The 25067-nt window shown below is 67.4% G+C and carries 4 protein-coding genes; all 4 read right to left on the bottom strand.

Translation table 11 applies throughout. From position 1 onward, the window contains the following. Positions 1-7 precede the first annotated feature (7 nt). A complete protein-coding gene (locus G6O54_RS18425; RefSeq protein WP_165227131.1) occupies positions 8-703 on the bottom strand; it encodes a hypothetical protein in 696 nt (231 codons plus the stop codon). A gap of 23 nt (positions 704-726) precedes the next feature. Then, positions 727-1575 carry a hypothetical protein gene (locus G6O54_RS18420; protein ID WP_250846965.1) on the bottom strand — a complete coding sequence of 283 codons (849 nt, stop codon included), beginning with the start codon at positions 1573-1575 and terminating at the stop codon, positions 727-729. A 153-nt stretch (positions 1576-1728) separates the two neighbouring features. Further along, positions 1729-3840 carry a LamG-like jellyroll fold domain-containing protein gene (locus tag G6O54_RS18415; RefSeq protein WP_165227130.1) on the bottom strand — a complete coding sequence of 704 codons (2112 nt, stop codon included), beginning with the start codon at positions 3838-3840 and terminating at the stop codon, positions 1729-1731. Between the two features lie 185 nt (positions 3841-4025). Further along, positions 4026-25004 carry a CARDB domain-containing protein gene (locus tag G6O54_RS18410; RefSeq protein ID WP_205678900.1) on the bottom strand — a complete coding sequence of 6993 codons (20979 nt, stop codon included), beginning with the start codon at positions 25002-25004 and terminating at the stop codon, positions 4026-4028. Positions 25005-25067: the final 63 nt, after the last annotated feature.

The following is a 25067-nucleotide window of genomic DNA, read 5'->3' as shown; positions in this document are numbered from 1 at the left end:
CGTCCGCTCATCGCCCCCGCCCGGCCAGCACGTCCCAGCCCATCCGGAGAACGACCTCGTAGGCATTGCTCCAGCTATCCTGCCGGAAGAACTGGACCGGCGAGAGCGGGTCGCCGATGAAGGGCCGGAGCACCCAGCCCATCTGGATGCCCACGAAGACGTAGATCAAGATCCAGGCTCGCAGGAGCCATCGGTGCCTTCCGTCCTTCTGGATCAGAGGCCGATACTCGCGGCGGAGGATCCACTGGGCGCCGAGGCTCGCCACGGCGAACATCAGGCCGTTGAAGAGGATCGCCGCCTGGTAAGGGCTCTTCGAGGCGTACCAGAACGCCGTCAAGGGGGCCAGCGAGGCCAGGATCGCGGTCAGGCCCGCCTGGGTCGTCACCAGGGCACGGAGCACGCGAGGGAAGTCCGCCCGGAGGCCGAGGAGCGCGTTGACAACGTAGAAGCTCGGCACACTTAGGACGAACGTCGTGACGATCAGGAATGGGACCTTGACGGCCGAGAAGACGGGCTGCCAGAGCCGATGGCCCGAGAGCCCGCCGTACAGGCCCATCACCCCGCCGTAGAACATCCCGAAACCAAGGATCATCAGCCCGAGCGTCGGGCCCGCCACCGGCCGGACATCGCGCCCGACGGTCGTCTCGCCCCGGCCCCGGAGCACGGCCTCCGCCGACCGGAGCGGGCGTAACAGGACATGCATGGGATCCGCGCCTCCTCGTCCGATCACTGGAAGAGGTGCGAAAAGGCCTGCATCACCGCCATGAAGAAGTTCGATTCGCGCGCACGGAACCAGGTGAACGGGATGTTCGGATTGCCGATGAACGGCCGAAGCACCCAGCCCATCTGCGCCCCGACCAACCCGAAGACGATCACCCAGATCCGGAACACCGTCCGGACGTGCTCCGCGATCGCGCGATTCGGCACCGGCTCGAGCGCCCCGGCCGGCTCCGCCGCGACCTCGACCTCTGCGTCGTCGCCGGCGATCATCGCCGCCGACCCCGTGCGTGCCGAAGGAGGGGGCGGGAGCGTCGTCGCCAGGTTCAGCCGATGCAGCGTCTGGAGCAGGAACCTCAACCCGAAGGCTCCCGCCACGGCGAAGACCGCGACGTTGAAGAGGACCATGAACGGATAGCTCGTGGTGCAGACCGAGAAGAACGCCACGATCGGCCCGAGCGACGCCAGCACCGCCACGTTCACCCCGAGCGACGCGACCAGCAGCCGCAAGACGTCCGGGAGCGAAAGCCGCGAACCCACCAACGCATTGAACACATAAAGCGATGGCAACGTCACCACCAGCGTCAGGTAGAACAGGAGCGGCACCTTGATCGTGCTCGCGACGACCTGCATCAGGTTCGGCCCCTTCACGCCGAATACCGCGAAGGTCCCCATGCAGGCCCCATAGAGCATCCCCAAGATGACCACGCACGCCGACAGCCTCCAGGCGGAAACCCCGAGCCCCCGCTCCCGGAGCGTCGAGAGCCCCGTCAGGTCCCCGCCCAGGATCCGGTCAAGGTCCCGGAACCACGCCCGCAGCCCCCGCTCGCCCTTCACCCCGTCCTCGCCCAGCACCATCGCTCGCCCTCCAAATGGACGCAGGGATCGTCACGGTCTTTTACTTTGCAGAGTAAAGTTACTCCTGTCAAGAGAGGCGGTCGCTGTTGCAGTTGAGAGAAGGCGACGGCCTGCGTGGTCGCCAGGCGGAGCCAGCTCCAGCGGGAGGCGTCGTCAATCCCCGGTCGTCTTCACCGCGAGGTCGAGCACCCTTGCGGAGCCACCGGATGCCACGATCCGGAGCCGGCCCTTCGGATGGTTGTATGCGCGGCAACTGAAGGCGTAGGCGTCGTTGATGAAGCACTCGATGATGGTCCCCTGGACGAAGGCCGTGATCGTCACCGGCCGCGACGTATCCAGGCGGATCTTGCGGGCGTAGCGGAAGCCCTGGCCGCGGATTTCGGCCTCCTGCGAGGCGGGGTGGAGAGCCAGATGGTAGCCTTGCGACTCCTCGTCCTGGGCCCGGAAAATCAGCGAAAAATCGGCCCTCGAATCGAGCTGAGCGGTGGCCTGTAGCAGGAAATGATCGGGGACGTCGAAGTCGATCATCGCGTGCGGATCCAGGATCGGATCGGCGGCGAGCGCGGGGCCTGAGTAGAGCCATCCGTGGCCCGTCCCTCCAGGTCGGCCGGCCAGGGAAAGGACCGTCTTCTGGAACGGGGCGAGCGCCTCATGCGCGGGCTGGGAATGGAGCTGGCCGTCGGGACCGGGGATCAGCTCGCGGGGGACGCACATCGTGCCGCCCCATTGCTCGGCGCCGTCGTCCCGGTTGCCGGCCAGGTCGCGAATCCAGCCGACCAGGACATGCCGCCCGTGGGCGTCCATCCGCTTTGCGGCGTAAAGAATCCGAGTATCCAGGGCCGGCGAAACCGGGTCGAGGTATGGCCCTCGGAGGGTTCTCGAGGACCGGGCGAAGGTGCTCGCGGTGGCGGTCGGCGACATGATCAGGTAATAGGTGTCGCGGATCTTGAAGAGGTCCGGGCATTCGGGCGTGCCCATGTCCTTGTAGTCGGAGAGCAGGGGGGGCTGGAGTGTCCAGGTCTCGAGGTCCGGGGAGGTGGCCACGCCGGTCTTGCCGGTCGAGCAGAAGGCCATCCAGTATTTTCCGTCGTCCGCGTTCCGCCAGACGTAGGGGTCGCGGAAGTCGCGCTGGCGGGCCTTCGAGTAGAGCGCTCCGTCGGGACCGAAGAGGAACTTCGGGTCCTTCGTCCAGGTGACCAGATCGGGGCTGGTGGCGTGGCGGAGGAACTCCTGGCCGGCCGGGTTCCGGTCGTTCCAGCCGGTGTAGAAGATGTGGAATTTGCCTCCGCCCTGGACGACGCTCCCCGTGAACATGTGCAGGCCGTCGGGCCCATCGGCGGGGCCGTCTGATTTCAACGCCGTCGGGAGTTCGGTCCAGTGGATCAGGTCGGTGGAGACGATGTGCTCCCAGGGGACCTTGCTCAGGGCTCGCAGGTAGAAGACGTGGTACTTGCCCTCGTGGTAGAAGGGGATCGTGTCCGCCAGCCGTCCGACCTCGGGACGGTAGTGGATCGGAGATCGGTAGGTCGGGGGAGGCAAGTGGCGGCGGCTGATCAGCGACGCGTCCTCGCCGTTGAGGAGGAGGCGATCCCCCTCGACGCGGGCACCGCCGTGAAGCTTCAGGTAGGGGAAGTGCCCGGTCGTCTCGATCGCCTTGCCATCGCGGAAGATCCACCGGCCCAGCGGCGGCGGGCCATCGTCGTCCCGGCCAGCCTTCAGCCTCGCGATCGTCGCGGCGTCGAGGGGGCGGTCGTAGAGCCTGGCCTCGCTGACGCTGCCGTGGAAGAAGCCCGCGCCTTCGCCATCGGCGGCGCTGCTGGGGTGTCGTAGGCCGATCACCGCGGCCAGGTCGTCGCCGTATGTCTGCTCATCCTTGAAGTCGTTCGCGGTCAGCAGCGTGCCGTTGCGGTAGAACCGGGACTGATGCCCCTGGATGACGATGGCGAGCTGGAGCGTCTCGTCCGGTCCGGCCGTCTCGGCAGCCCAGCCCGATTGGTCCTGCGGGGTCCGGCGGAAGAAGTCGCTCCCGGCCATCCACTTGCCGGGTGTGATCTCGCCGAAGGTGATCGCGTCGAACCGTTCCGCCGGGTCCGCGAGCCCGAACACGCCGCCTCCACGCTGCTGGAGGTCGCCGAGCGTTGCCCAGACCACGAGTGTCCTGTCCTTGAGCGGCGGAGTCTTTTCTGCGGCCGCCACTCCGGTCGCGATGGCGATCGCCAACAACCCTACGGCGCAGCACCATCCGATCTGTCGATGCCCGTTCATGTCGCTCGCTCCCCGCGTCGGTGATCGCTCGCAGCCCGGACGAGTTTCCCGGGGCTCTCCGATGCTCGCCAGTATAGAGGCTGGACGCGGCGAAGAAAGGTGGACGCGGGGGCCCCCCGAGACACCATCGGCCGACTGCCCCGGTGTCGCGGTCGGGACAGTCGGCCTCTGAGGTTGAAATGGACTCAGTCGAGCAGGCGTCCCGGCCGGCTCTGGCCGGGATTCGACGGGTGCCGGAAGAGGCGGCTCAACGGAAGCCGAGGTCGCTCCGACGCCGGGCCGGCCTTCGCCAGTCGCTGACGGCGAGCGAGTCGGACTGTCTTCGGTGACGGCGAGGGCGTCGCGTTGTCGCGAACGCCGCCAGCCCCGGCGGTCGAGTCCGCCGCGAGCACGCGGGCCAGGTCATCGAGGCTTGAGTCGGCGACGAGCCGGCCGGAGTCCTCGGGAAGGTCCCAGGCCGGCGAACCGGCGACCGCGTCGGGGTCCGGCCCCGCCCCGGCGGGCGAAGTCGAGACCGTGACGCGGAGTGAAATCGGATCGAGTGAGAGTGGTCGATAAACCGGCGTTCGATCGATCACCGAGGTGGCGCCCCAGGACCTGTCATCGCGACGGACCGTCGAAACCCTGGTAGGTCCGACTTGATCGCCCACGTGTGCCGCGACCATCTTCATGGTCACAACTGCCCCAGCCTCGAACTCGATCGCTCGTGCATCGACCACCATACTGTCGTCGTTGCCGCCGGTGGCGAGTGCGACGTAGCCGTTGCTCACGACGAATACCCCACTCGCCTCCGCCGTGGTTGAAGAGGTCAATCCGGTGCCGTTTGCTCCAGGTAGTCTCCTCTCGCCGGATCTCAGGGACTCGGTCATCACTTCATGCGGATGCTGCTCAGCATCGAGGTCTTTGAGCCCGAGGACATGCCCCAACTCGTGCGAGAGCACCGTCAGCAGGTCGATCTGACCATACGCCGGACTTCCCGTTGCTGCACGAAGCTCCCCTGGAGCGCCCGTAGACTCGAACTCCGAATTGTTGCCTGGAGTGGGGTCGATGAACCAGCCGAAGCCAGCCGCATTGTCATCGACCTCAATGACCAGGTTTCCAGCCGTCGCGGTCGCATGAGCAAGCCCGAGGACGCCACGGGGTAGCTCGCTAACCACAAAGTGAATGTCGCCGCGCAAGTTCGCCAGCCCAGGGGACGCCCCGAGCCATCGAGCGAGAGCTTCCGCAGCAACCGGCAGAAGAACTTCTGGTGTGAGCAACTCACCGAGAGCGGCGGAGGGCGGCTCGCCGAACGCGAGCAAAGGGGAGCCGAGGGCCTGGTCCACGAAGGCGAGCCGGGCATCGTGCCGATGCTCCTCACGCTGGCTCATGGTTGACAGGGCAAGTGCCGCTCGGAATTGCTGGAGACTGTTATTGACCAATGAGGTCCGGAAGATCCCCTGCAACTCACCTCGAGTCAAGTCGCCTCGGTATCGCATGTCCACCAGGATGTCCCGGATCGTGCCGTTGAGGTTTTCCCAACTCGGGGCCCCCGTCAACCCCGCGCCATTGTACGTACTTCGGGCGAGGTCAACATGACGTTCGTAGACGATACGATACAGCTTTTCCGCCTGACGGGTCGTCAGGTGATTGAACTCTCCCTCATGACGCCAGAAGTAATCACGACCTGTATTGCGGATTTGATTATATGCGTTTGCATATACAATTGCCGTAGACAGAGGCACGCCGGCCGCGGTGAATTCCTTCAGGATGGTCTGAGCGGACTGCTGGCCGGCGTCATATCCGATCGAGACCGTGATCCCAGATCGGCCGGCGATATCCGCCGTTCTGCCGTCGAACACCAGGTAGGGGATGGTTCGAAACTCTTCGTTCTGATAGGTGAAATTGAGGCCGGCCGTGTCGAATGAAAATGGCTTGATCTCCGGCGACGGATTGACTCTGACCTGTATCCGTCCTATCCGAAGAGATCCCGACTGATCGCGAAATGAGAACTGGCCTGAAGCGGTCGACGCGGCGTTGGTCACCGGGATGGCGAATGATCCCGTGGCATAGAGATCCGGCAGGAAAAAGAACGCCCCCGAGGTCGCGAAGCTCGTCCCGAGGGTCACAAGATCCTGGTGCCCGGCCAGTTCCGGAAACTGCGGCGGCCCGGTGGGGGGATCGAAGGCCGGAGGATTGTAGGGAGTGTCAGTGGTGGCCTGAAGGATCTGAGACTGGGTGGCCTGATTGATGAGAGAGAGCGCCGTGACGCCATTCTTCATCGCGTTGTTCTGGGTGGCATTTGCCCATACGTCCGCGGTCAGTGCGACCTGGCCACCGACGAAGGAGGTGAGTGTGAGTTGCAGGCCCTGGGCGTTCGACTGTCCTAACTGGTTGCGCAACTGGTTGAGGATATCAATCGGAATCGATTCCCCCTGAAGCCCAGTCGCAGTGACGGTCAGCCGAGGGGATTGGATCGCGATGTCCCGGAGTAGTCCTGGGATTGCAATCACCTGGACGATCGAGGAGTCGAGATCGTCAACGGCGCGGCGGTCAAGTGTGTCTTGGGAGTTGCCCTCAATGACATCGAGCATACGATCAACGTCATAAATCCGAAGCTGGCCTTCGTAAACGTAAGAAACGTACAGATATCGACCGTCCGGAGTCAGGGAGATGCCCTGCGACCATCCGAGCGGAATGGGGATAGTCCCGGCCACCAACTTGCCGGTTCCGAAGGGGTCGCGAACTATGCCGATGTTGCTGCCGGCCGCGTACCGGCTCTGGTAGCGATAGCCGTGGAAGTGGCTAGGTTGGTCGGCATTTCCGGGGATGTTGTAGCCGGTGACGAAGGCAAAGTCCACGGATCTCCTGGAGATCGAGGAAGAAAGGAAGGCAACGTCACGCACGTTGTCCACGTCATAAGAATCGTCACTCTGACCAAGGCTCATCCCAATATTGACGAGGCCGCCTCCCCCGAATGTGGCGAGTCCCCCCGAATCGCCGATCATGTTCGCCACGAGGAGCCTATCCGGGTCGTTCCTGTTTCCCGGAGCAACGATTACCCCGGCGGGATATTCGCCTCCGGTCCCCTTGGCTGAGCCGACTCGCCAGTACGAGGGGTCCGGGTTGCGGATGTCGATGGACACCACCTTCCCGGGGTTGCCGGTCCCGTACAGTTGAGCCGTCGCCCGTCCGGGGACGGTGACGTAGATGGTGTCACCGTCCGGAGCCACCGTTACGCCTTCAAGACCGTTCGGCGCATTGGAAATAGGGATGCTGAGGATAATCTGATGGAAGAATTGCGACCACGGGCGAATGTCCAGCACATAGACCATGCCGACATTCTCATCGGCCAAGAACGCAAACCGGTCGGCCGGATCAATGGCGATCCCACGGACATGACCGTTGACCGGGATCCAATCCACGTCCGCTGTCGGCTGGCGGGCTGGGTTGGCATTGGTTAGAGCCGGATCGGCGTCGATTTGCCTCAAAGTCAAGGCGTCGATCACGGTAACGCCATGATCTCGCGAAGTGACGTAGGCTCGAGTCCCGTCGGCAGTCGTGGCGACATCCCGGATGAAAGGTCGATCACCGGCTGGCCCCACGATTTCGATCTCCTGGAGGAACACCGGAGTACGGGACGTGCCGGAGTCTCCTGTGTCAAATACGTAGACCGATGGGCCTGACGAGTTCACCACGAAGCCCAGCAGGCGGTCGTCCGCTAACGGAACCTGGATCTGGTTCGAACGCAGGTAAGTGGCTTCCAGGCTCAGATCCGTCGCGTTGCGTCGAGGCACCGACCGGAACGTCGCGAGGTTGGTCGCCGTCCGAACCGGAGTCGATGGCGTGACTGCCGGATATGGGGTACTCACCGGTCGGCGGGCGACGAAGATGCTTGCCAGGCCGAGTGGGACCGTCCTCGGCACCCTGAGCCGGATCTCAGTCGCGCTGATGGAGATGAAGTCGGTCACAATAACATCGCGCGGCAAGCTGAGCAGATCAATCTGCCCGCTCGCCGTCCGACTCTCCACATCGGACTGGCCGAGGACGAATACGACCTCGGTTCTGGCAGTCGTGGTTGAAGCGAATCCCTCTCCTCTGATGGTCAGCACCGGGGTATCGTCGGATTCGAACTCCAGGCTCGTCTCGGTGATGGCTGGGCTCTCCAACGTTCGACCGGTCGCCCCCGCGAAGTTCGGCTGGACCCTGGCCACAACCCTGTTGGTCCCAGAGCCCACGTCGAATGTCAGCGTGTCGATTCGTGGCGGTCCCGCGACGCTCGGCTGGACCACCTTGACGCTCTGAGCGTTCCCCGGACGCATGAATAATGCACCGGTGAAATAACCGGGAATCCACCCGAATGGGATCCCGAGGAGAGGAGCGGTATCAACGTACTGAGGTGCGACGATCGCCGTACCAGAGGCTAGATCATTCCCGATGTCGATCAGGACGAGTTCAAAGGCGACGACGCCGACCGCAAGCAGATAGATCCCACCTCCGAGAAGCCCGGGGAACGGGAACGACGTTGTTCGAGCGAATCCATCCGAGCCCACCACGCCGACTTCGGTCTGGAGCCAGATCGGCTTCTCGACACCAGCCTCATCCGGGACTGTCCCCTGGGCGAAGAAGTAGACTCTCGTTCCGGCCGGCGTCCCCGGCGCGACCGGCACGGAGAGTTGGAGCGGAGTATTGACCTCGCGGCCTCCCAGGTCGAGGTTCACCGCCGCGAGGTATGCCATCCCGGCCGGGACCGAATAGCCGGCCGGTAGCTGCGCCTCGCTCACCGGGGAGACTGAGACGGCAGTTCCTTCAGGTAGCTCATTCGGGGCAATCTGCACCGTAGAACCGTCTGGTCCTCGAACGATCGCACCCTCCGGCCCTACAATCAGGGGACCGTCAACCGGGGCGATCACCCGGATCGGCAAGGAGCCTTCACGGCCCGAGTTGATCGCGATGATTCGGGCCTCACCGAACTGGTGAGCCGTAATCACGCCGTTCGCGTCAACGGTCGCTACTGCGGGCTGGCTGACGAAGTACTCCGTCCCAGAGGATGTCGACGAGAGGTCCAACTCAGGGTCGTCGTAAACCCTAAGGGCCCTTGTGCCATCAACAGCCAGACTGACGCCGCCAGGATAGAGCGAGAGCGCCGAGCCGAAATCGCCAAGAAGCCACTCATCGGACGTCACGACCTGCACTCCGGTGGCCGCGACCAGGCCGCCGGCTGACGCCACGAGAGCAGTCCCGCCGAGTCCTACCCCTGTCACGACCGCATCGAGCCCAACCGTGGCGATCCCCGAATTCCTGATGGAGAGATTCGCGTAGGCAGGGGCCAGGCGCACATCCTGCTGGTCGGCGAAGTCTCCGACGAGTTCCATCTGTATGCGGCTCCCCAGGACGATCACCGGTGCCCGCTGGGCGAAGTCGAGCCGGATCAGTGGAGCGCTGCTGACATTGATGGTCACCTCGGTCACCGCCGACATGGCGTAGCCGTCGTCCGCCAGGATTGACACCTTTCCCGGACCGCCAAATCCAGGGATTGGTGCATAGACGAGAGTCCGACCGTCGGGGCTGAGGCGAGCCGTTCCGTTACTGGAGGAGATGATGCGGAAATAGACGGGGTCGTCCTCGAGGTCGGACACGAGCGTACCGAGCGTGTACTCGACCGCCAAGCCCACGTGGGTGAGGATGGTGGTCGGAGTGACCACCGGCGGCGAGTTGGCGGCGAAGCCGAGGTTGGAGGCCAGATTCTGGACGTCGGCCGCGGTGATCACGCCGTCGCGGTCGGTGTCGGCGGAAAGGACGTAGCCGGGCTGGCCGGCGGACTTGCCGAACGCCGCCTGCAGGAGCTGGGAGTCGACGCCGTCGACCTTCCGATTGCCGTCGACGTCGCCGACGACCGACAGGGCCAGCGTGTAGCCGCCGGATGAAGACGTATCGGCGCCGGCGATGTCGAGCTCGAAGAGGCCGTCGCGATCCGCGAGGAACAGGGCGTATGCACCGCCGACCGTCGTCCGGACCACCAGCGGGGTGAGGCCGGCGATGCTCGGCGTGGCGGGCCGGAACGAACTCCCGGTCGCCGTCTTGATCTCGACCGACAGCAGCACGCGGCCCGAGGCGGTGGCGAGCCGCTCGGACGGCCGCAAGGCGAATGCGTACCGGTCGGTCCGGCCGGCGGCGAGGTTCCCGGCGGTGGGCGCGGCGAGATACTGCCCCGATCCACCGAGGTTGCCGGCGAGCGTCAGCGGCTGGGCGGACGTCGGACCGTAGACGACGACCTGGCTGGTTGCGACCGTCGGCGTGACGGCCAGCGTCAGCCGCCCGGCGGCGTCGTAGCCGTAGCGGCTGGCCTGCCCGCTCTGGACGTTGCGGGCGGACACGAGCCGGCCGGCGGAGTCGTACTCGTAATTGAGTCGGGTGCCGTCGGGGGCGAGGATGGTCGTGATCCGCCCGGACGCGTCCCTGAGGAACTGGATCGTGCTACCGGCCGGGCCGATGATCCCCGTGTCGCGGACGATCAGCTTGCGGTCGTCGGGCGTGACCTGCTCCAGCACCTCGCCCGAGGCGGAGAGCCGAATTACGCTGCGATCGAGGCCGACGAGCGTGTAGGCGAAGCCGGTGAACTCGGGGCTGGCCGGATTGTAAGGCCGGGCGGTGAGGACGTCGAAGTAGCGATCGCCCGCGAGCGTCAGCCGGGCCTCGGGGCCCTCCAGGGTGTAAGGATTGCCGGCGTCGGCCGAGAAGGCCGGGCGGTAGTAGGTCAGGCCGGCGACCTGCAGCTTGACCGGGGTGAAGGTGAAGCCCAGGCGACGGCCGTCCGGCAGCGTCAGATAGACGCGCGAGCCGGTGCGGAACGGCTCGTAGACCCCCAGCGATTCACGCCCGGTGGGGGGCACGCTCGTCGAGATCTCGTACTCGGACAGCGTCATCCGCCAACCGGCCCCGAAGGAGCCGGGCTGCCCCGACGCGAACGAGTCGTAGGCGCGGGCGAGTTCGACGGTGACCCCGTCGAGCGAGACGGTCAGGTCGGTCTCGCGGCGCTCATACCGCGCCGGCTTGGTCGCCGACCTGGCCTCGACCTGGACCTCGGCGCGGCTGGTCCGGCCGGAGATGTCGGTGGCCGTCAGCCGTAGGCGGTACGAGCCGTCGATCAGCGTCGCCGGGTCGAGTCGGGCGAGGAGCCCGTTCGCGACGGGCGAGGAGCCCGAGGCAAGCCGGACGTAAGCGTCAGAGCCGAGCGGGGCCAGTTCGAGCGTCCAGGTGTCGAGATTCGTGTCGGCGATCGTGCCGATCACGTCCACGGCCGCCGTCAGCCGGGAGCCGGCGAGCGACGAGGCGAGCGCGACGGTCGGCGCCTGCTCGTCGGCCGGGTCCCGGACCTTGAGCACGGCCGTCGTGCGACCCACCAGGCCGTCGATGTCGGTGGCGAGCGCCTCGACGACGCGACGGCCCGGCGCCCCGGCGACGATCTGGGCCCGGCCCTGGGCGTCGAGCGTGACGGACTGGCCGTCGATCGAGAGGGTCAGGCCGGCGATCTCAGCCAGTCCGGCGGCGATCGCGTGGACCAGGACCTTCTGCCCGGGGACGACCGGAAAGCTGGGCGTCAGCTCGATGCTCACGGCCGGCGGCTCGGGCACGATCGCGGCCCGCAGGACGACCGGGACCATCGCGGTTGCCTCGCCGTCGCTCACCGAGAACTGCACGACCGCATCGCCGGCCTGGCCCGGCCCTGGGCGCCAGGAGAATCGACCGGTGGCCGGGTCGATCGTGGCGCCGTCGGGCAGGCCGACGGCCGAGTAGACGAGCGTGGTGCCCAGGTCCGGATCGGAGCCGCGGAGCGTGAACGTCAGCGGCTCGCCGAGCGCGACCTGATGGCTCGAGACCTGGAGCGAGGGGGAGCGATTCGCGTTCTCGATCTTCAGGATGACGTCCGCCGTGGCCGTCAGGCCCTCCGGATCGACGGTGCGGAAGGTGAGCGTGTAGGTTCCCGCCTGCTCATAGCCGGGCGTCCAGGTGAACTGCCCGGTCCGTGCGTCGAACCTCGCCCCGGCCGGAAGGGGAGACACCAGGCTATTCAGCAGCAAGTCGCCGTCGAGATCGCCCGTTGCAAGCGTGAACTGGAGCGTCACGCCTTCGCGGCCTGATTGCGGGGCCAGGGGCACGATCGTGGGCGACTGATTCTTGTTCGCCACCGTAATCGTTACGGATTCGGAGTCGGACAGGTTCCCATCGGTCGCCGAGAAGACCAGGCTGTACGAACCGGCCTGGAAGAGGTTGGGGGTCCAGGAGAACCGGCCGGAGGCCGGGTCGAACGAGGCTCCCGGGGGGAGCGTGTCGACGCGGTAGCTCGGGGTGTCGCCGTCGGGGTCCGTTGCCGCGAGAGTGAAGCCGAGGAGCTGCCCTTCGGTGACGGATTTCGAGCCGACCGGTGCAAGCACCGGCGCTGCATTGGCGGCCCTGGCCACGAGTCGGAATGTCCGCTCGGCGAAGAGGCCGCGCGAGATGTCGCCGTTGCCGCCGTCGGCGACGCGGACCGTCACGGTGGAGGAGGTGGCGGCCGACGGTGTCCAGACAATCTCGGCCTGGCCGTAGGTCGACGAAGGGACGAGGCTGGCTCCCGCGGGGAGTCCCGTGGCCGTGAAGGTCAGGGGCTCCTCGTCGAAATCGAAGGCCGAGATCGGGAGGTGAAGCGTCCTGCCCACGATCGCGACGCTGTCGCCGATGAAGGCGAGGCTGGGCGGCTCGTTGGGAGAGACCACCGTGACCACGAAGCTGGTTTCCGACGTGCTGACCGCCCACGGGCCGTCCTTGTCGCCATCGTCGGCGGCCACGATCGTGATCGTGTGGTTGCCGCGATCGCCGGGCCTCGGGGCGAAGACGAAACGGCCGGTGCCGTTGCCGTTGTCCACGAAGGTCGCGAATCCGGGGATGGGGAAGCCCGGCAAGCCCGTGGCCGACAGCCGGATCGGGTCGCCGTCGGGATCGACCGCCTGGACGACCAGCGAGACGCTCGCGCCGCGGTCGACGCTGAGGTTGTCGATGGGAGTCAGCACCGGCGGCCGGTTCGTGTTCTTCACCGTGATCCGGGCGGTCGCCGTGGCGGTGGCGGGGATCCCGGTGCCGTCGCCGTCGTCGGTGGCGGTGAAAGTGATCGTGTAGGTCCCGGCCTGGTCGTAGCCGGGCACCCACGTGAGAGTGGCGCTCACGGGATCGAAATTCGCGCCGGCGGGAAGCCCCTCGACAGCATAGGTCACACTGGCCGCCGTCTCCTCAAGGGGCGTCAACTCGCCATTGGCCATCCTGGTCTGGAGCACGAAGGTCGGGTTATCCGGGTCGAAGGCGAAGGCGCGGAAGTGGAGCACCTGCCCTTCCTGGACCTCCCACCGGCTGAGGTCGTCGAACTCCGGCGGTGCGTTGACGTTCAGCACCGTCAGATGCATGGTCCGGGTCGTGGTGTTGACGCCGTCGCTCACGCTGATCGGGATGTCGTACTCGCCGTGCTGGATGAAGAGCGGCGTCCACTCGAACAGGCCGGTGGCCGGATCGATCGTGGCGCCGCCGGGAAGCAAGTCGCTGAAGAAGGTCAGCGCCGACCCCTCGGGATCCTGGGCCCGGAGGTTAATCCGGATCGGGTCTCCTTCGCGGACCACGCGATCAGCCGGTCGGACAAGCGTGGGCGCCTGGTTGGCCGGCGCAACGAGGATGGTGAACGTACGAAGCACGCGATGGTAGCCATCGCTGACGACCAGGCGGACGTCCTCGTAGGTCCCCGCCGCGTCGAATCCCGGGGTCCAGTTGAGGGTCCGGGCGGCGGCGTCATAGGTCGCGCCGGGCGGCAGGTTCTCGGCCCAGGAGAGGAGCGTGTCCCCCTCGGGATCCGCAACCTGAAGGGGCAGGGCAAGGGGCTGCCCCTCGGTGGCCTGGACGATCGGCCCGATTGCGCCCAGGGTCGGCGGGGCATTCACCCCGGCGACGGAGATGGCGAACTCCTGCGAACCGCGGCCGCCCCGGGCGTCGTACACGTGGAGGATGACCTGCGCCAGCGCCGGGGCGGACGCATCGGGGGCCCAGAAGACGAGCCCGGTCTTCGCGTCAACGGTCATCCCGGCCGGGCCCTTGACCAGCAGATAGCCCAGGCTCACGCCGTCTGGATCGTGGGCTTGCGGTTGGTAGCGGTATGCGGTGCCGGCGGTCGCGGTCGTGATCGGCAGCGAATCGAATACCGGGGCCGCGTTCGGGTAGGGCAGGGCGAGGAGCGCGGGGCGGAACGTCAGCTTGGAGCCGATCGGGTAGGCGATCGTGAGCGGCCTCACCGCGGTCGTCTGGCCGGCCGTGAGCACGCCGCCCGTCGCGGCCGATGTGAGGTCCAGCCAGAAGGTGCCGTCGGACGGATCGAAGCGAGAGCCCAGCAATCGGGCGTCGGCCGGCTGGAGGCCGTCGAGCCTCAACATCAGCGGGCCGCGAAGGTCGTACGACGACGTGTTCGTGACACGCACGTCGTAGGTGACCGTGCCAGACCTGGAATCGACGCGGACATTGCTGAGGCTGACCCGGACCTGCGAGGTGAAATCGGAGATCCCGGTGAAGCGTCCCTCGTACGGCTCGGCCAGCGACAGGCCATCGGCACTCCGGACGTTCGCCACGACCTTCAAGGAGTAGCGGTCCGGAACCAGGGGTTCCACGCTCAAGGCGACCGTCCGGCTGGTGCGATCGTAGGCCACGCCCCGGATCCGGATGACCCCGGAGACGTCGCCGGAGAGGGCGTAGTTCGCCGGGTTCAGGACCGACGTCAGATCGTCGGCCGGCCCGTCGTACATGTCGCGGTCGAACGTCACCGTGAGCGAGCCGAGCGGGAGCGCGACGACGCCCCCGGGCGCGGGATTGGTCGCGGCCACGCGCGGGGCGAGGGCGGGGCTCAGGACATCGACCTGGTGGGACTCGCTGATCAGCACTCGCCCGTCCGGCGTCGTCCGGATGATGTCGCCGCGGGTCCCGGCCTTCGCCACCACGACCGTCCTGAGGGTGACCAGGTCGACCATGACGACGTCGCCGCCGGCGCCCGCCTGCTTGCCGGCGTTGTTCGAGACGAAGAGCAGCCCATCGAGCCGGCTGCCCGCCTGGCCGAAGGCGATCGAATCGACGGGCGTGTCGAATGCGAGCATCCGCTCGGCGCGGCCCCGATGGTCGAACCGAACGACGCTCCCGCGGTTCGGCCAGGTCGTGCCCCAAAGGGTGCCGTCGGGGGCGAACGCGAGGTTGCCCACGCGGACGTCCGAGAAGTGGCTGAAGGTCAGAGAGACCGGGTCGAAGATCTCGACACCGCCGCTGGAGGAGACATACACCCGCCCCGTCGAGGGCTGGACCGCCACCGCCTGGGTGATCGCATCGCCGTAGCGGCCCAGGACGGCTCCGGTCGCGGGATCCAGCTTGAGGAGCGGGCCGCCGCCGGTCGACGCCCAGAGCTGGCCGGACGCGTCCAGGGCCAGGTCGAAGACGGGAACATCGAGCGTTGCCAGGGGCGTCCCGACGGCGCCGCCGGCCGCCGTCAGGCGGAAGAGCTGGTTCCGGCCAGCCCCGCCGCTGATGATCACCGAGCGATCGGGCAGCACGACGATCGCCATCGGCCCGATCCCGGCGTGGCTCGTCGCGATGCCCGTGGCGAACGACTCGCCCACGAACGGCCGCAGGACCGTGGCGAACTCGCTCGGACGGCTCGCGTTGCCGGCCGACGGGATGGCCTGCTCGGCCTCCAGGAAAAGCGGGTTGGTCGAGGGCGACGGGCTCGGCGAGGCGACCGGCCCGAGGTCCTCATCGGTGGTCGTCTCGGGGGCGACGGGGAGTGCCCCGAGGTTCACGGTCGACCCGTCGTCGGGGGCCGAGACGCCCGCGCCGGGCCGCTCGCGGTTGCCGGCGAGGTCGGTGGCCAGGGCGAGGAAGCGGTAGTTGTGGCCGGGCTTCGCGGCGTAGACGCCGGACGTTGCCGTCGATTGCCGCAGCCAGATGGTGTAGTCGCCGCCGTCCTCCGAGACGTAGACCGTCACATGCTTCACGCCCGAGCCGCCGCCGTCATCCGCCGACGACCACGAGACCAGGAGGTCGCTCCCGCCGGAAGTCAGGGGGGCCACCGTGAGCGTCGTCGTCGGGGCCTGGCCGTCGATCGTGGAGACGATCTCCTCGGTATCCTGGGGCGGCGCGTTGTTGAAGAGAATCCGCGCCGTCGACCGGATCTCGGTGCCGGTCGGCGTGGCCTCGAGCGGCTCGATCGTGTAGCCGACGTAGCCGCTGCCCAGGCCGGCGGCGTCATTGGGACGCAGGAGGCCACGCGCGGGATCCTGGATGACCTCGCCGGTGTCGGGGTCGATCGCCTGGAGGAGCCAGGTGGCGGTGTTCGAGAAGACGTCGAGCCCGGCACTCACGCGAAGGATGAAGCCCTTCGACTTGGTGAAATCGAACTCGCCCTGGAAGATCCCGCGGCCGGACGGGATGTGCACGGTAATATCGCCCAGCCGAAGGTCGCCCAGCCGGAAGGAGCGTGGGTCCAGGTCGGAGTCGAGCTTCTGGACGATCTGGACCTCGCCCACGGCGGAGGCGGCCGTGGCCGGGTTCTCGAAGTTGACCGTGTAAGGCAGCGACTGACCCACCGGGACGAACTGTCGAGGACCCTGGCCTTCCGGCCCGGTCATCGCCACGTTCCGCGTGGTGGATCCGGGCAGATTGAAGTACTGGGCGAAATCCGGCGGCGGCGCCTTGGCGATCCCTCGCTCGAAGGTGATGTCGCCGAAGGGGACGTAGAGGTTGAACGCCTCGAAGGCGGTCGCGCTCGACATCTTCAGGTCGTAGGCATCGGAGCCCGGCGCGGGGACGATTCGAGGCTCATCCCCGGCGCCCGGCGCGACGAGGCTCGGGTCGTTGCCGTACCAGCGGCGGACCTGCGCCCAGAAGTTCAGCAGGTTGCCGTTGGTGACGATCTGGTCGCCCGCCGGGCCGACGAGCAGGCCGCTGGCCAGGGTCGCGACCAGGCTCATCACCTTCGGATCCTGGCGGATCGGCGGCGCCTGGTCTTCGGGCCGGAGCAGGCCGGCGTCCTCGAGCGCGGCGATGTAGAGGTCGCCCCACGTGGTCGCGTCGGCGGCCAGGACCGAGAGGGCCTGGCTGGCCGTCGGATCGGCGAGCGCTCGCAGGCGGAGCTTCTCCGCCTCCTCACGCTGGAAGGCGACGAACTCGGCGCGGGTCATCGGCGTCGCCGCGGCGAGCATGTAGAACTGAAAGGCGATCTCCTCCGGCGTGTCCGCGAACTTGAGCAGGAAGTCGGGATCCTGCTTGAGCTTCTCGGCCAGCCCGGGATAGGTCTCCACGTTGAACGTCATGCCGACGTAGCCGCGGGCATAGAGATCGAAGGCAAAGCCCGGCGCGAGATCCTCCGCGGTTGTGTTGACGGTCGATTCCAGGCTCGCCCAGGGCAGATTGTCCAGGCCGCCGAGATCCGGACTGCCCCGGAGGTTGTTGAAGAAGTTGAGATAGCGCAGGTCGAGGTTGGGATTCACCCCGAGCTCGGGGACGCCGAACTTGAAGTAGATGTAGGGCTGATCGACGTTGCTGAGATTCTCGAGCGAGACCCCATAGGTCCCCGTGGCCCCCGGCGCCAGGGTGCGGGGGCCTCCCAGGCCGACGCGGACCTCCGGCTCGAGGGCCGTCTCGACCAGGTAGCGGTACGGGACGACCGCGGACTCGCCGCCGGGGTTCGTGACCCGGACGTCGTACAGTCCGTGGGGCGCGTCCCTGAGGTCGAACGTGGCGATGATCCTGGTGCTGTCGATGACCTGATACTGGACCGGCTCGTACTCCGCGAAGCCGGGGCGGACGAGCTTGACGATGGCCGAGGGATCGAAGCGCGCGCCGCGAATCGTCGTGGTCACCCATCGGCTGTCGCCGCCGGAGTCGGGCGTGATGGACGTGATGGCCAGCGGCACCAGCTCCGCCAGGATCGTCGCCGGCGTCCCCGGCGCAGGCTCGGAATGGCCTCGCACCAGGATGTAATACACGCCCGGCTTCGTCGTCGGGATGACGGCAATCTGGTCGGGTGCCAGGGGGCCTTCATAAGAGGCGTCGTAGGCGATCCCGGTCGGCACGTCACCGAATCGCACGAACAGCTCGTTGGCCGCGCCGACGGCCGATCCGTCGAGGCTGATCCGGAGCGTGCGGCCCTGATCGACGGTGACCTGGAAGAGCAATTCCTGGCCGGTGCTAAGCGTGATCGGCTTCGGCACACCGAGTTGGAGCTCGTCCACGGTCACGCGCAGGACGTTCGGCGAGGCCGTTCGGTTGTTGGCCTCGTCCGGCCCTTCGTAAACCTCGTTCAGGATGTCCGGGCGGACGATGATCCGGTAGCTTCCCGGACGCGCGGGAGGCAGGGCGACGTTGAGGGTCGAGGTGTACGACTCGCCGCGGCCGAGCGTCCCCGAGTGGACGACGCGGCCGAGCGGGATGTCGCCGATGTCCCACGTGGCATCCACGGACAGGTAAACGGCATCGGTCCACGACCCTTCGGCGGGGTTGCGGCCCTCATTCCCAACCGTCCAGGAGACCGTGATCGGCTCGCCCGATTTCACCGTGTCCGGGAGGTTGATCGTGCGCACTTGCAGGTCGGACGGCGGGGGCACGCTGATGATCATCGGCTGTGGAGAGGGGGAGGCGTTGTTCCCTTCCTTGTCCAGCTCGAAGACCCGGCCGCGGTTGCCGTACAGGGGCGGATCGGTGAGCACGAAGACATAGAACGGTCCGGTCAGGTCGCGAGGGGCGCGGAGGAGCTGGGTGATCGTGTACTTATCGCCGGCCGCCAGGCCGCCCTGGTGAGACACGGCCCCGAGGTAACGATCGGCCTGGAGGTCCAGGAAGGCGTCGCGAGAGAGGTAGATGTAATCGTCCCACGACGACTGCCGGGCGGGCGTGCCCCCCGGGCCCGCGTTGGTCACGGTGTAGGTCAGACTGAACGGCTGGCCCGCGATCACTTGCGCGGGGACGTCAACCAGCGAGACTTTCAGGTCCGGCGGCGGAGTCAGCGTGATCGGCAGCGAGCTCGAGGTCACGTTGTTCCCCTCGTCCTGGAACTCCTGCACCCGCGCCATCCTGACGAAGTCGCCGGAGTAGTATTCGTAGCGGAGCGAAGGATCGGCCGGGGGCAGGGGGCCGGTGACGTTCGAATCCACGAAGACGAGGATGTAGAACGTGCCCTGGATGCCGTCCGGGAGGGACACGTCGAGGGTGCGGTCGTACGTCCCGCCGATCGCGAGCGGGGCGCCGGACCGGAGCGACTCGCCCAGGAGCTGATCGCCGAAGTCGAGCGACGGATCGAGCGAGAGGTAGACCCGATCGACCCACTCGTCCTCGCGGGTGGCGCGGGTGCCGATGTTGCTGACCGTCCAGCCGACGCGGATGGTCTCGCCCGACTTCGGCGTCGTGTTCGGCACCGTGAGGCTCGTCACCTTCAGGTCGGGCTCGCGGTAGACGACGGGGATCGGCACGCTCTTGAGGTTGTTCGACGGATCCTCGTAGCCGTTCGTCGTGAAGTAGCCCCGGCTGTTGTCATTACTGGGGAACCCGGCCGAGAGGGCGCCGTTCGGGTCCGTCACGATGTGGATGAAGTACTCGCCGCCGATGCCACGGGGCAGCGTGACTTCTACTGTCCGCGTGTACCTCGCCCCCGCGGGCAGGCCCGGGGCGTTGCCCTGGTAGAACGACCCCAGGCCGATCGCCCGGCTCGGGATGAACTCCGGGTCCGGCGAGATGTAGACCGCGTCGTACCAGTACCGAGTCCCCTCCCAGGCGGAGGCTCCGGCGTTGACGACCGTCCAGGAGATGGTCGCCTTCTCGCCCGAGGAGTTGGACGCGGGCACCGTGATCGACTCGACGCGGAGGTCGGCCGGCGCGAGCGGCACGACCGAGGTGCCCGCGGACGTCGTGTTGTTGGTCGTGTACGGGCCCTCCCAGGCCCCCACGCCCGTCTTCACCAGGACGTACAGGCCCGCGATCTCGGGCGTCAGTGCGAACGTGGCCTCGGCCGCATACGACTGGTCGGGCCCGAGCCGTCCGTTGTGGAGGATGCCCGGGTAGTTGTCGAGCCGCCACTGCTTCGCGCCCGGCGCGTTCAGCGTGGGCCTGTCGGAGAGGTAGACCTCGTCGTACCAGCCGTCCTGGATCGTCTCGCCGGCGCCGCGGTTGGTGACCGTCCATTGGACCTTGAACGAGTCGCCCCCCACCGCCGAGGCCGTCGGCGAGACCGACGTGACGACCAGGTCCGGCGGCGGAACCACGAGGATCGTGATGGGCCGGGCCTTGTAGTTGTTGTTGTCCGTCTCGGTCGGGTCGTCCGGGTTCAGGACGTTCGAGAACGTATCCTCGAGCACGACGTCGTATGCGTCGGCCCAGGGCGTGATGTACCACTGGCCGGACAGGGCGACCTGGACGCCGTTCTCGTCGAAAATCGTCTCGGGCAGGGTGACGCGGGCGGTCGTCTGGTAGCTCCCGCCCACGGCCAGGGCGCCGGAGTGGTAGTAGCTGCCCAGCAGGATGCCCCCTTCCTTGAACGGGTTCTGGACCCGCGCGCGGGGCTCCTTGCGGTCGGGCATCAGCCAGAGCGTGTCGGTCCAGGCGTCCTGGTCGGTGGAGTTCGCCCCGAGGTTCCGGACCGTGTAGCGGACGTCGATGGACGAGCCGTTGAAGGCCTGGGCCGGGGCCACCACGTCGCCGGCCCCGATGACCAGATCCGCGGGGGGGAGCGGCTGGACGTAGACCGGCTTCACGAAGAGGTTGTTGTCCTCGTTGGGGAACTCGTTGACGGCGTCGTTGCCATCGGTCCGCACAAGGATATACGCGTCGCCGCGGAATCGCTTGGGCACCACCAGGCTTCCGGCGCGGGTCGGGTAGCTGTCGCCGGGTGCCAGGGCCGAGCCGTTCTCGAAAGCCCCGATCAGGATATCATCTCCCGAGATCGTGTCGTCGATCGACATGTAGACGTAGTCGGTCCAGCGGGGCGTCGAGGTCATCGCCGTCCCCTGGTTCCGCACCGTGAACTCGACCGCGATCGTGCCGCCGCCCTGGACCCGATCGGGTGCGGAGACCGACGAGACCTGGAGGTCGGGATGGGGGGCCAGGCGGACCAGGATCGTCGCGTCGTCGGCCACCAAGTTGTTGCCGGTGGCGCCATGCTCGTACAGGGCGTTGTTCGCGTTGGTCCGGACCTGGACGCGGTAGAGGCCCTGGATGTTATCGGGCAGGGCGAACTGCTCGCTCCGCGTGTAGGACTTCCCGGCCTCCAGGCCGCTGTTGTAGGAGAAGTTGCCGAGCGGGATCACGCTGGCGCCGTCGGTCGAGCGGAGCTCCACGGAATCCGACCACGAGCCGAGCGCCGCGCCCGGCCCTACGTTGCGGACCTGCCACGTCAGGTCGATCTTGGTGCCCGACACGACCTCGGGCGGGGCCGTGATGTCGACCACGGTCAGGTCGGGAGGCGGCGTCAGTTGCACCGAGAACGCGGCGGATACGGTCGAGTTGTTGTTCCCGTAAATAAACTCATAAGGCCCGCCGGTGGCCACCATGAGGTAGTAGGTGCCCGAAATGCCGTTCGGCAGGACGACATCGGCCTCGCGAGTGTAGAACGCCCCGACCGAGAGGTGGCCTTGATGGCTGAAGCTTCCGAGGTATTGAGCCCCCGATCCGTCGGGGCTCGTGGCCAGGTAGACCGCGTCGTTCCAATCCGGGATGTCAGTCAGGCCGATCCCCTGGTTGGCGACCGTCCAGGTGACGTGCAACGCTCGTCCGCTGGACGCACCGGCGCCGGGGACGACCGAGCGGACGACCAGGTCGGCGTAGGGCCTCGGCGTCACATCGAAGGCACCAGGCGACCGGGCCGCGTTGTTGCCTTCGAAGTCGAACTCGTCGACGGCGTTATCCGCGTCGGCCTTGACGAAGAGCCGCCCGTGGAACTGGAAGGCCGGGGGGAGGCGGAACGTCTCCGATCGCGCGTACGACTCGCCGACGGCCAGCGCCCCGGCGTGCGAGAAGCGGGCGAGGACGACATCATCGCCGTTGCCCGCCACGTCGTCGGTCGAGGCCATGACGACGTCGGTCCAGCCGGTCGCCGAGCCGGCTCCGGTGCCCTGGTTGGCCACCTTCCAGCTCACCGTCACCCTGGCCGGGTCGCCGACGGTCAGCGCGGGTGCCACGACGTCGGCGACGGTCAGATCGGCGTACGGCTCCCGCGCCAGGCGAATCGACGACAACGCCACGTTGTTCGCCTCGGAGCCGCTCTCCGCGACCTTCTCCCCGGCGTCCGCCCGGATGATGAGGTAGTAGGTTCCGGACTGGCCGATCGGCGGCACCACGGCCGCGGCCTGGGCCTCGTACGAGGCCCCTTGGGCGAGGCTCGAGGCGCGGGCGACCTCGACCAGGAGGATGTCCTGGGGGTCGAGCGTCCCGTCCGTTGACAGGTAGACTCGGTCGGCCCACGGGGCCGTGGCGACCTCGGTGCCCGTGTTGCGGACCGACCAGCGGACCGTGATGGACGTGCCCGCCACGGCCGAGGCGGGGAGCGAGAGCACCTGCGCGGCGAGGTCGGGATGGCCCAGGACCAGCACGCTGCTCGAAGCCGTGGTGTTGTTCCCCTCGAACTGATCCTCGTAGACCTCGCCGGACGCATCGGTGACCACCAGGATCGTGTAGCTGCCGTCCGCGAGATCCGGGAGCGAGACGTCCGCCGACGCCGAGTAGCTGGCGCCGACGGCCAGGGACGACGTCCGCCGTACGGTGGTCAGGAGGGTTGCTCCGGAGAGGCTGCCGTTGGCCGAGATGTAGACGCGGTCGTCCCACGACCCGTCGGCCGATCCGGTCCCGTCGTTCTTGACGGTCCAGGCCATGTGGGCAACCTGCCCTGCCTGGCCGCGCGTCGGGTTTGAGATCGAGGTGACCTTCAGGTCGGGCGGAGTAAGCGAGACCACGACCGGGTCGGCGGCGCGGAGCGTGTTATTCGCCTCGTAGCGGTACTCGTAGAGGACCTCGCCCGCGTCGGTCGTCACGAAGACGTAGTACGTGCCGGAGATCCCGTTGGGCACGACGGCCGTGGCCGTGGCCGGGTAAGAGCCGCCGACCGCCAGCGAGCCGCCGTGCGAGACTCGCGCCAGCTCCAGGTCGCCGGTATCGAGCACGGCATCACTGGAGAGGACCACCCGATCGATCCACGGGCCTGCACCCGTTGCCGCGATACCCCGATTGGAGACCGTCCAGCCGACCGTGACCGAGCCGCCGCTGCGGACGGCTCCGGGAGCGGAGATCGTGTCGACCACGAGATCGGCGAAGGCTCGGGGGACGACCTCGATCGCGCGGCCGGCGGAGGCGTTGTTCGACTCGTCGCCCCCCTCGGAGACCTGGCCGGTCGCGTCGGCGACCACGAACAGGGTGTAATCGCCGGAGAGTCCGCCCGGCAGCGTCACCGACCGGCTCACCGAGTACGAGCCATTCGTGGCGAGCGCCCCGGTATGCTCGACCTCGACCACCGTCACGTCGTCGCCGTTGCCCAGCACGGCGTCGCGGCTGAGGACCACGCGATCGATCCAGCGCGTGGCCGAGCCCGTGGACTCGCCCCGATTCTCCACGGTCCAGCTCAGGGCCGCGGTCGCCGGGTCGCCGACGAGCAGGCTCGTCGGGGCCGTGAACACGGACACCACCAGGTCGGCGTCGGCCAACTGCTGCGCCGTGAAGTCCAGATCGCGGACGTTGTTGGCCTCCGCGGCCTCATGGCCCGTGTCGTTGTACTCATAGAGCCGACCGCCGGAATCGGTCGTCACCCGGACCGTGTAGACGCGGCCATACGTGAGATAGAACTGATCGGAGCCGGCGCGGATCGCCCCGGTGGCGAGGTCGCCGCTCACCTCATAGGTCCGGTCGTAGACGACGTAGCCGCCGGCCTTGTCGGTGACCGTCACACGCTCGCGGAAGCCGCCCGTGGCGGCGATTGTGCCGCGGTTGGCCGTCTGCCAGGAGATCGTCACCAGGCCGTTGGCATCCCCGCCGGAAGGCGTGATCGACTCGACCACGAGGTCCGGGTAGGGGGCTCGCGTCACGCGGAACGTCGAGCCGGACACGCGCGAATTGTCGCGCTCGTCGAGGAACTCGTTGACCTCGTTCAGCGCATCGGCCGAGATGATCAGGTAGTACGGGCCGTCGATTCCGTCCGGAAGCGTCGTGTTGATCGTGGCGGTGTAGGAACCGTTGACGGCCAGCGCCCCCTCGTGGCGGAAGAGGCCCAGGGGGATGTCGTCTGCGTCCCCCGCCACGCTGTTCTTCGAGAGCACCGCGCGATCGGACCAGGCCGGGACCTGGGTCGCCAGCAGGCCGGAGTTCCGGACCGTGTACGAGAACTGGACCGGCCCGCCGCTGCGGAGATCGGTGGCCGTCGGCGTGACGACCGCGCTGACCTGGAGGTTGGGCACCGTGGCCGGCCCGGACGGGCCAACCTGGACGTCGAGCACGTAGTACTCGCGCGGGCCGCCGGTCCCGTTGCGGCCCCAGACGACCGCGTAGAAGACCCCCCGATAGGGGATGCGAATCTGGGCGATGTCGTCGAAGGGGACCTGGCCGAAGTCCTCGACCAGGTAGCCGTTGGCGGCGTCATAGAGGCTGACGGCCGGCAGCAGCGTGCTGCCCGCCGGTCGGCGCAGCGACAGTCGCACGGTCTCGCCGGCGTCGATCGTCCCCAGGCTGTAGTAATCCAGGTCGCCCGGCCCGGAGATCGCGCCGGCGATGCTACCCAGTCGCGATGAGCCGAAGGTCGTCAGCTTGATCGGAGACGCCGCCGAGATCGTATCGCCATTGTCCGCCGCGAGCTCGAGCGGCTGGGACGCCGACGCCAGCGTGATCCGGTACTCGCCGGCATAGTTGTAGTATCGACCGACCCGAATCGTATACGTCCCGGACGAGGTCAGGGTGAGTCGAGACTGGTTGCGGCCGTCGTAGGAGCCATAGCTCCCGACATAGCTGCCGCCCGGTCCGGTGATGCTGTACTGCAAACCGGTGTAGGGCTGGCTGCCTGGATTCTCCGTGCTGAAGGAGACGACTTGCCCTGTCGTTCCTTCAAACGACCAGTAATCGGTGTCCGAGTCGGTCGAGAGCGATCCGCGGGCTCCAGCGAGGGCCAACCCCGTCAGGACCTCCGTCAGCGTAATCCGGTTGGCGAGAGTCGCGGAGTTGTTGGATTCGAC

The organism is Aquisphaera insulae, assembly GCF_011064615.1.
GTDB classification, from domain to species: domain Bacteria; phylum Planctomycetota; class Planctomycetia; order Isosphaerales; family Isosphaeraceae; genus Aquisphaera; species Aquisphaera insulae.
Note: the sequence above shows the minus strand (reverse complement) of the source record. Positions and strands in the feature narration are given on the sequence as shown.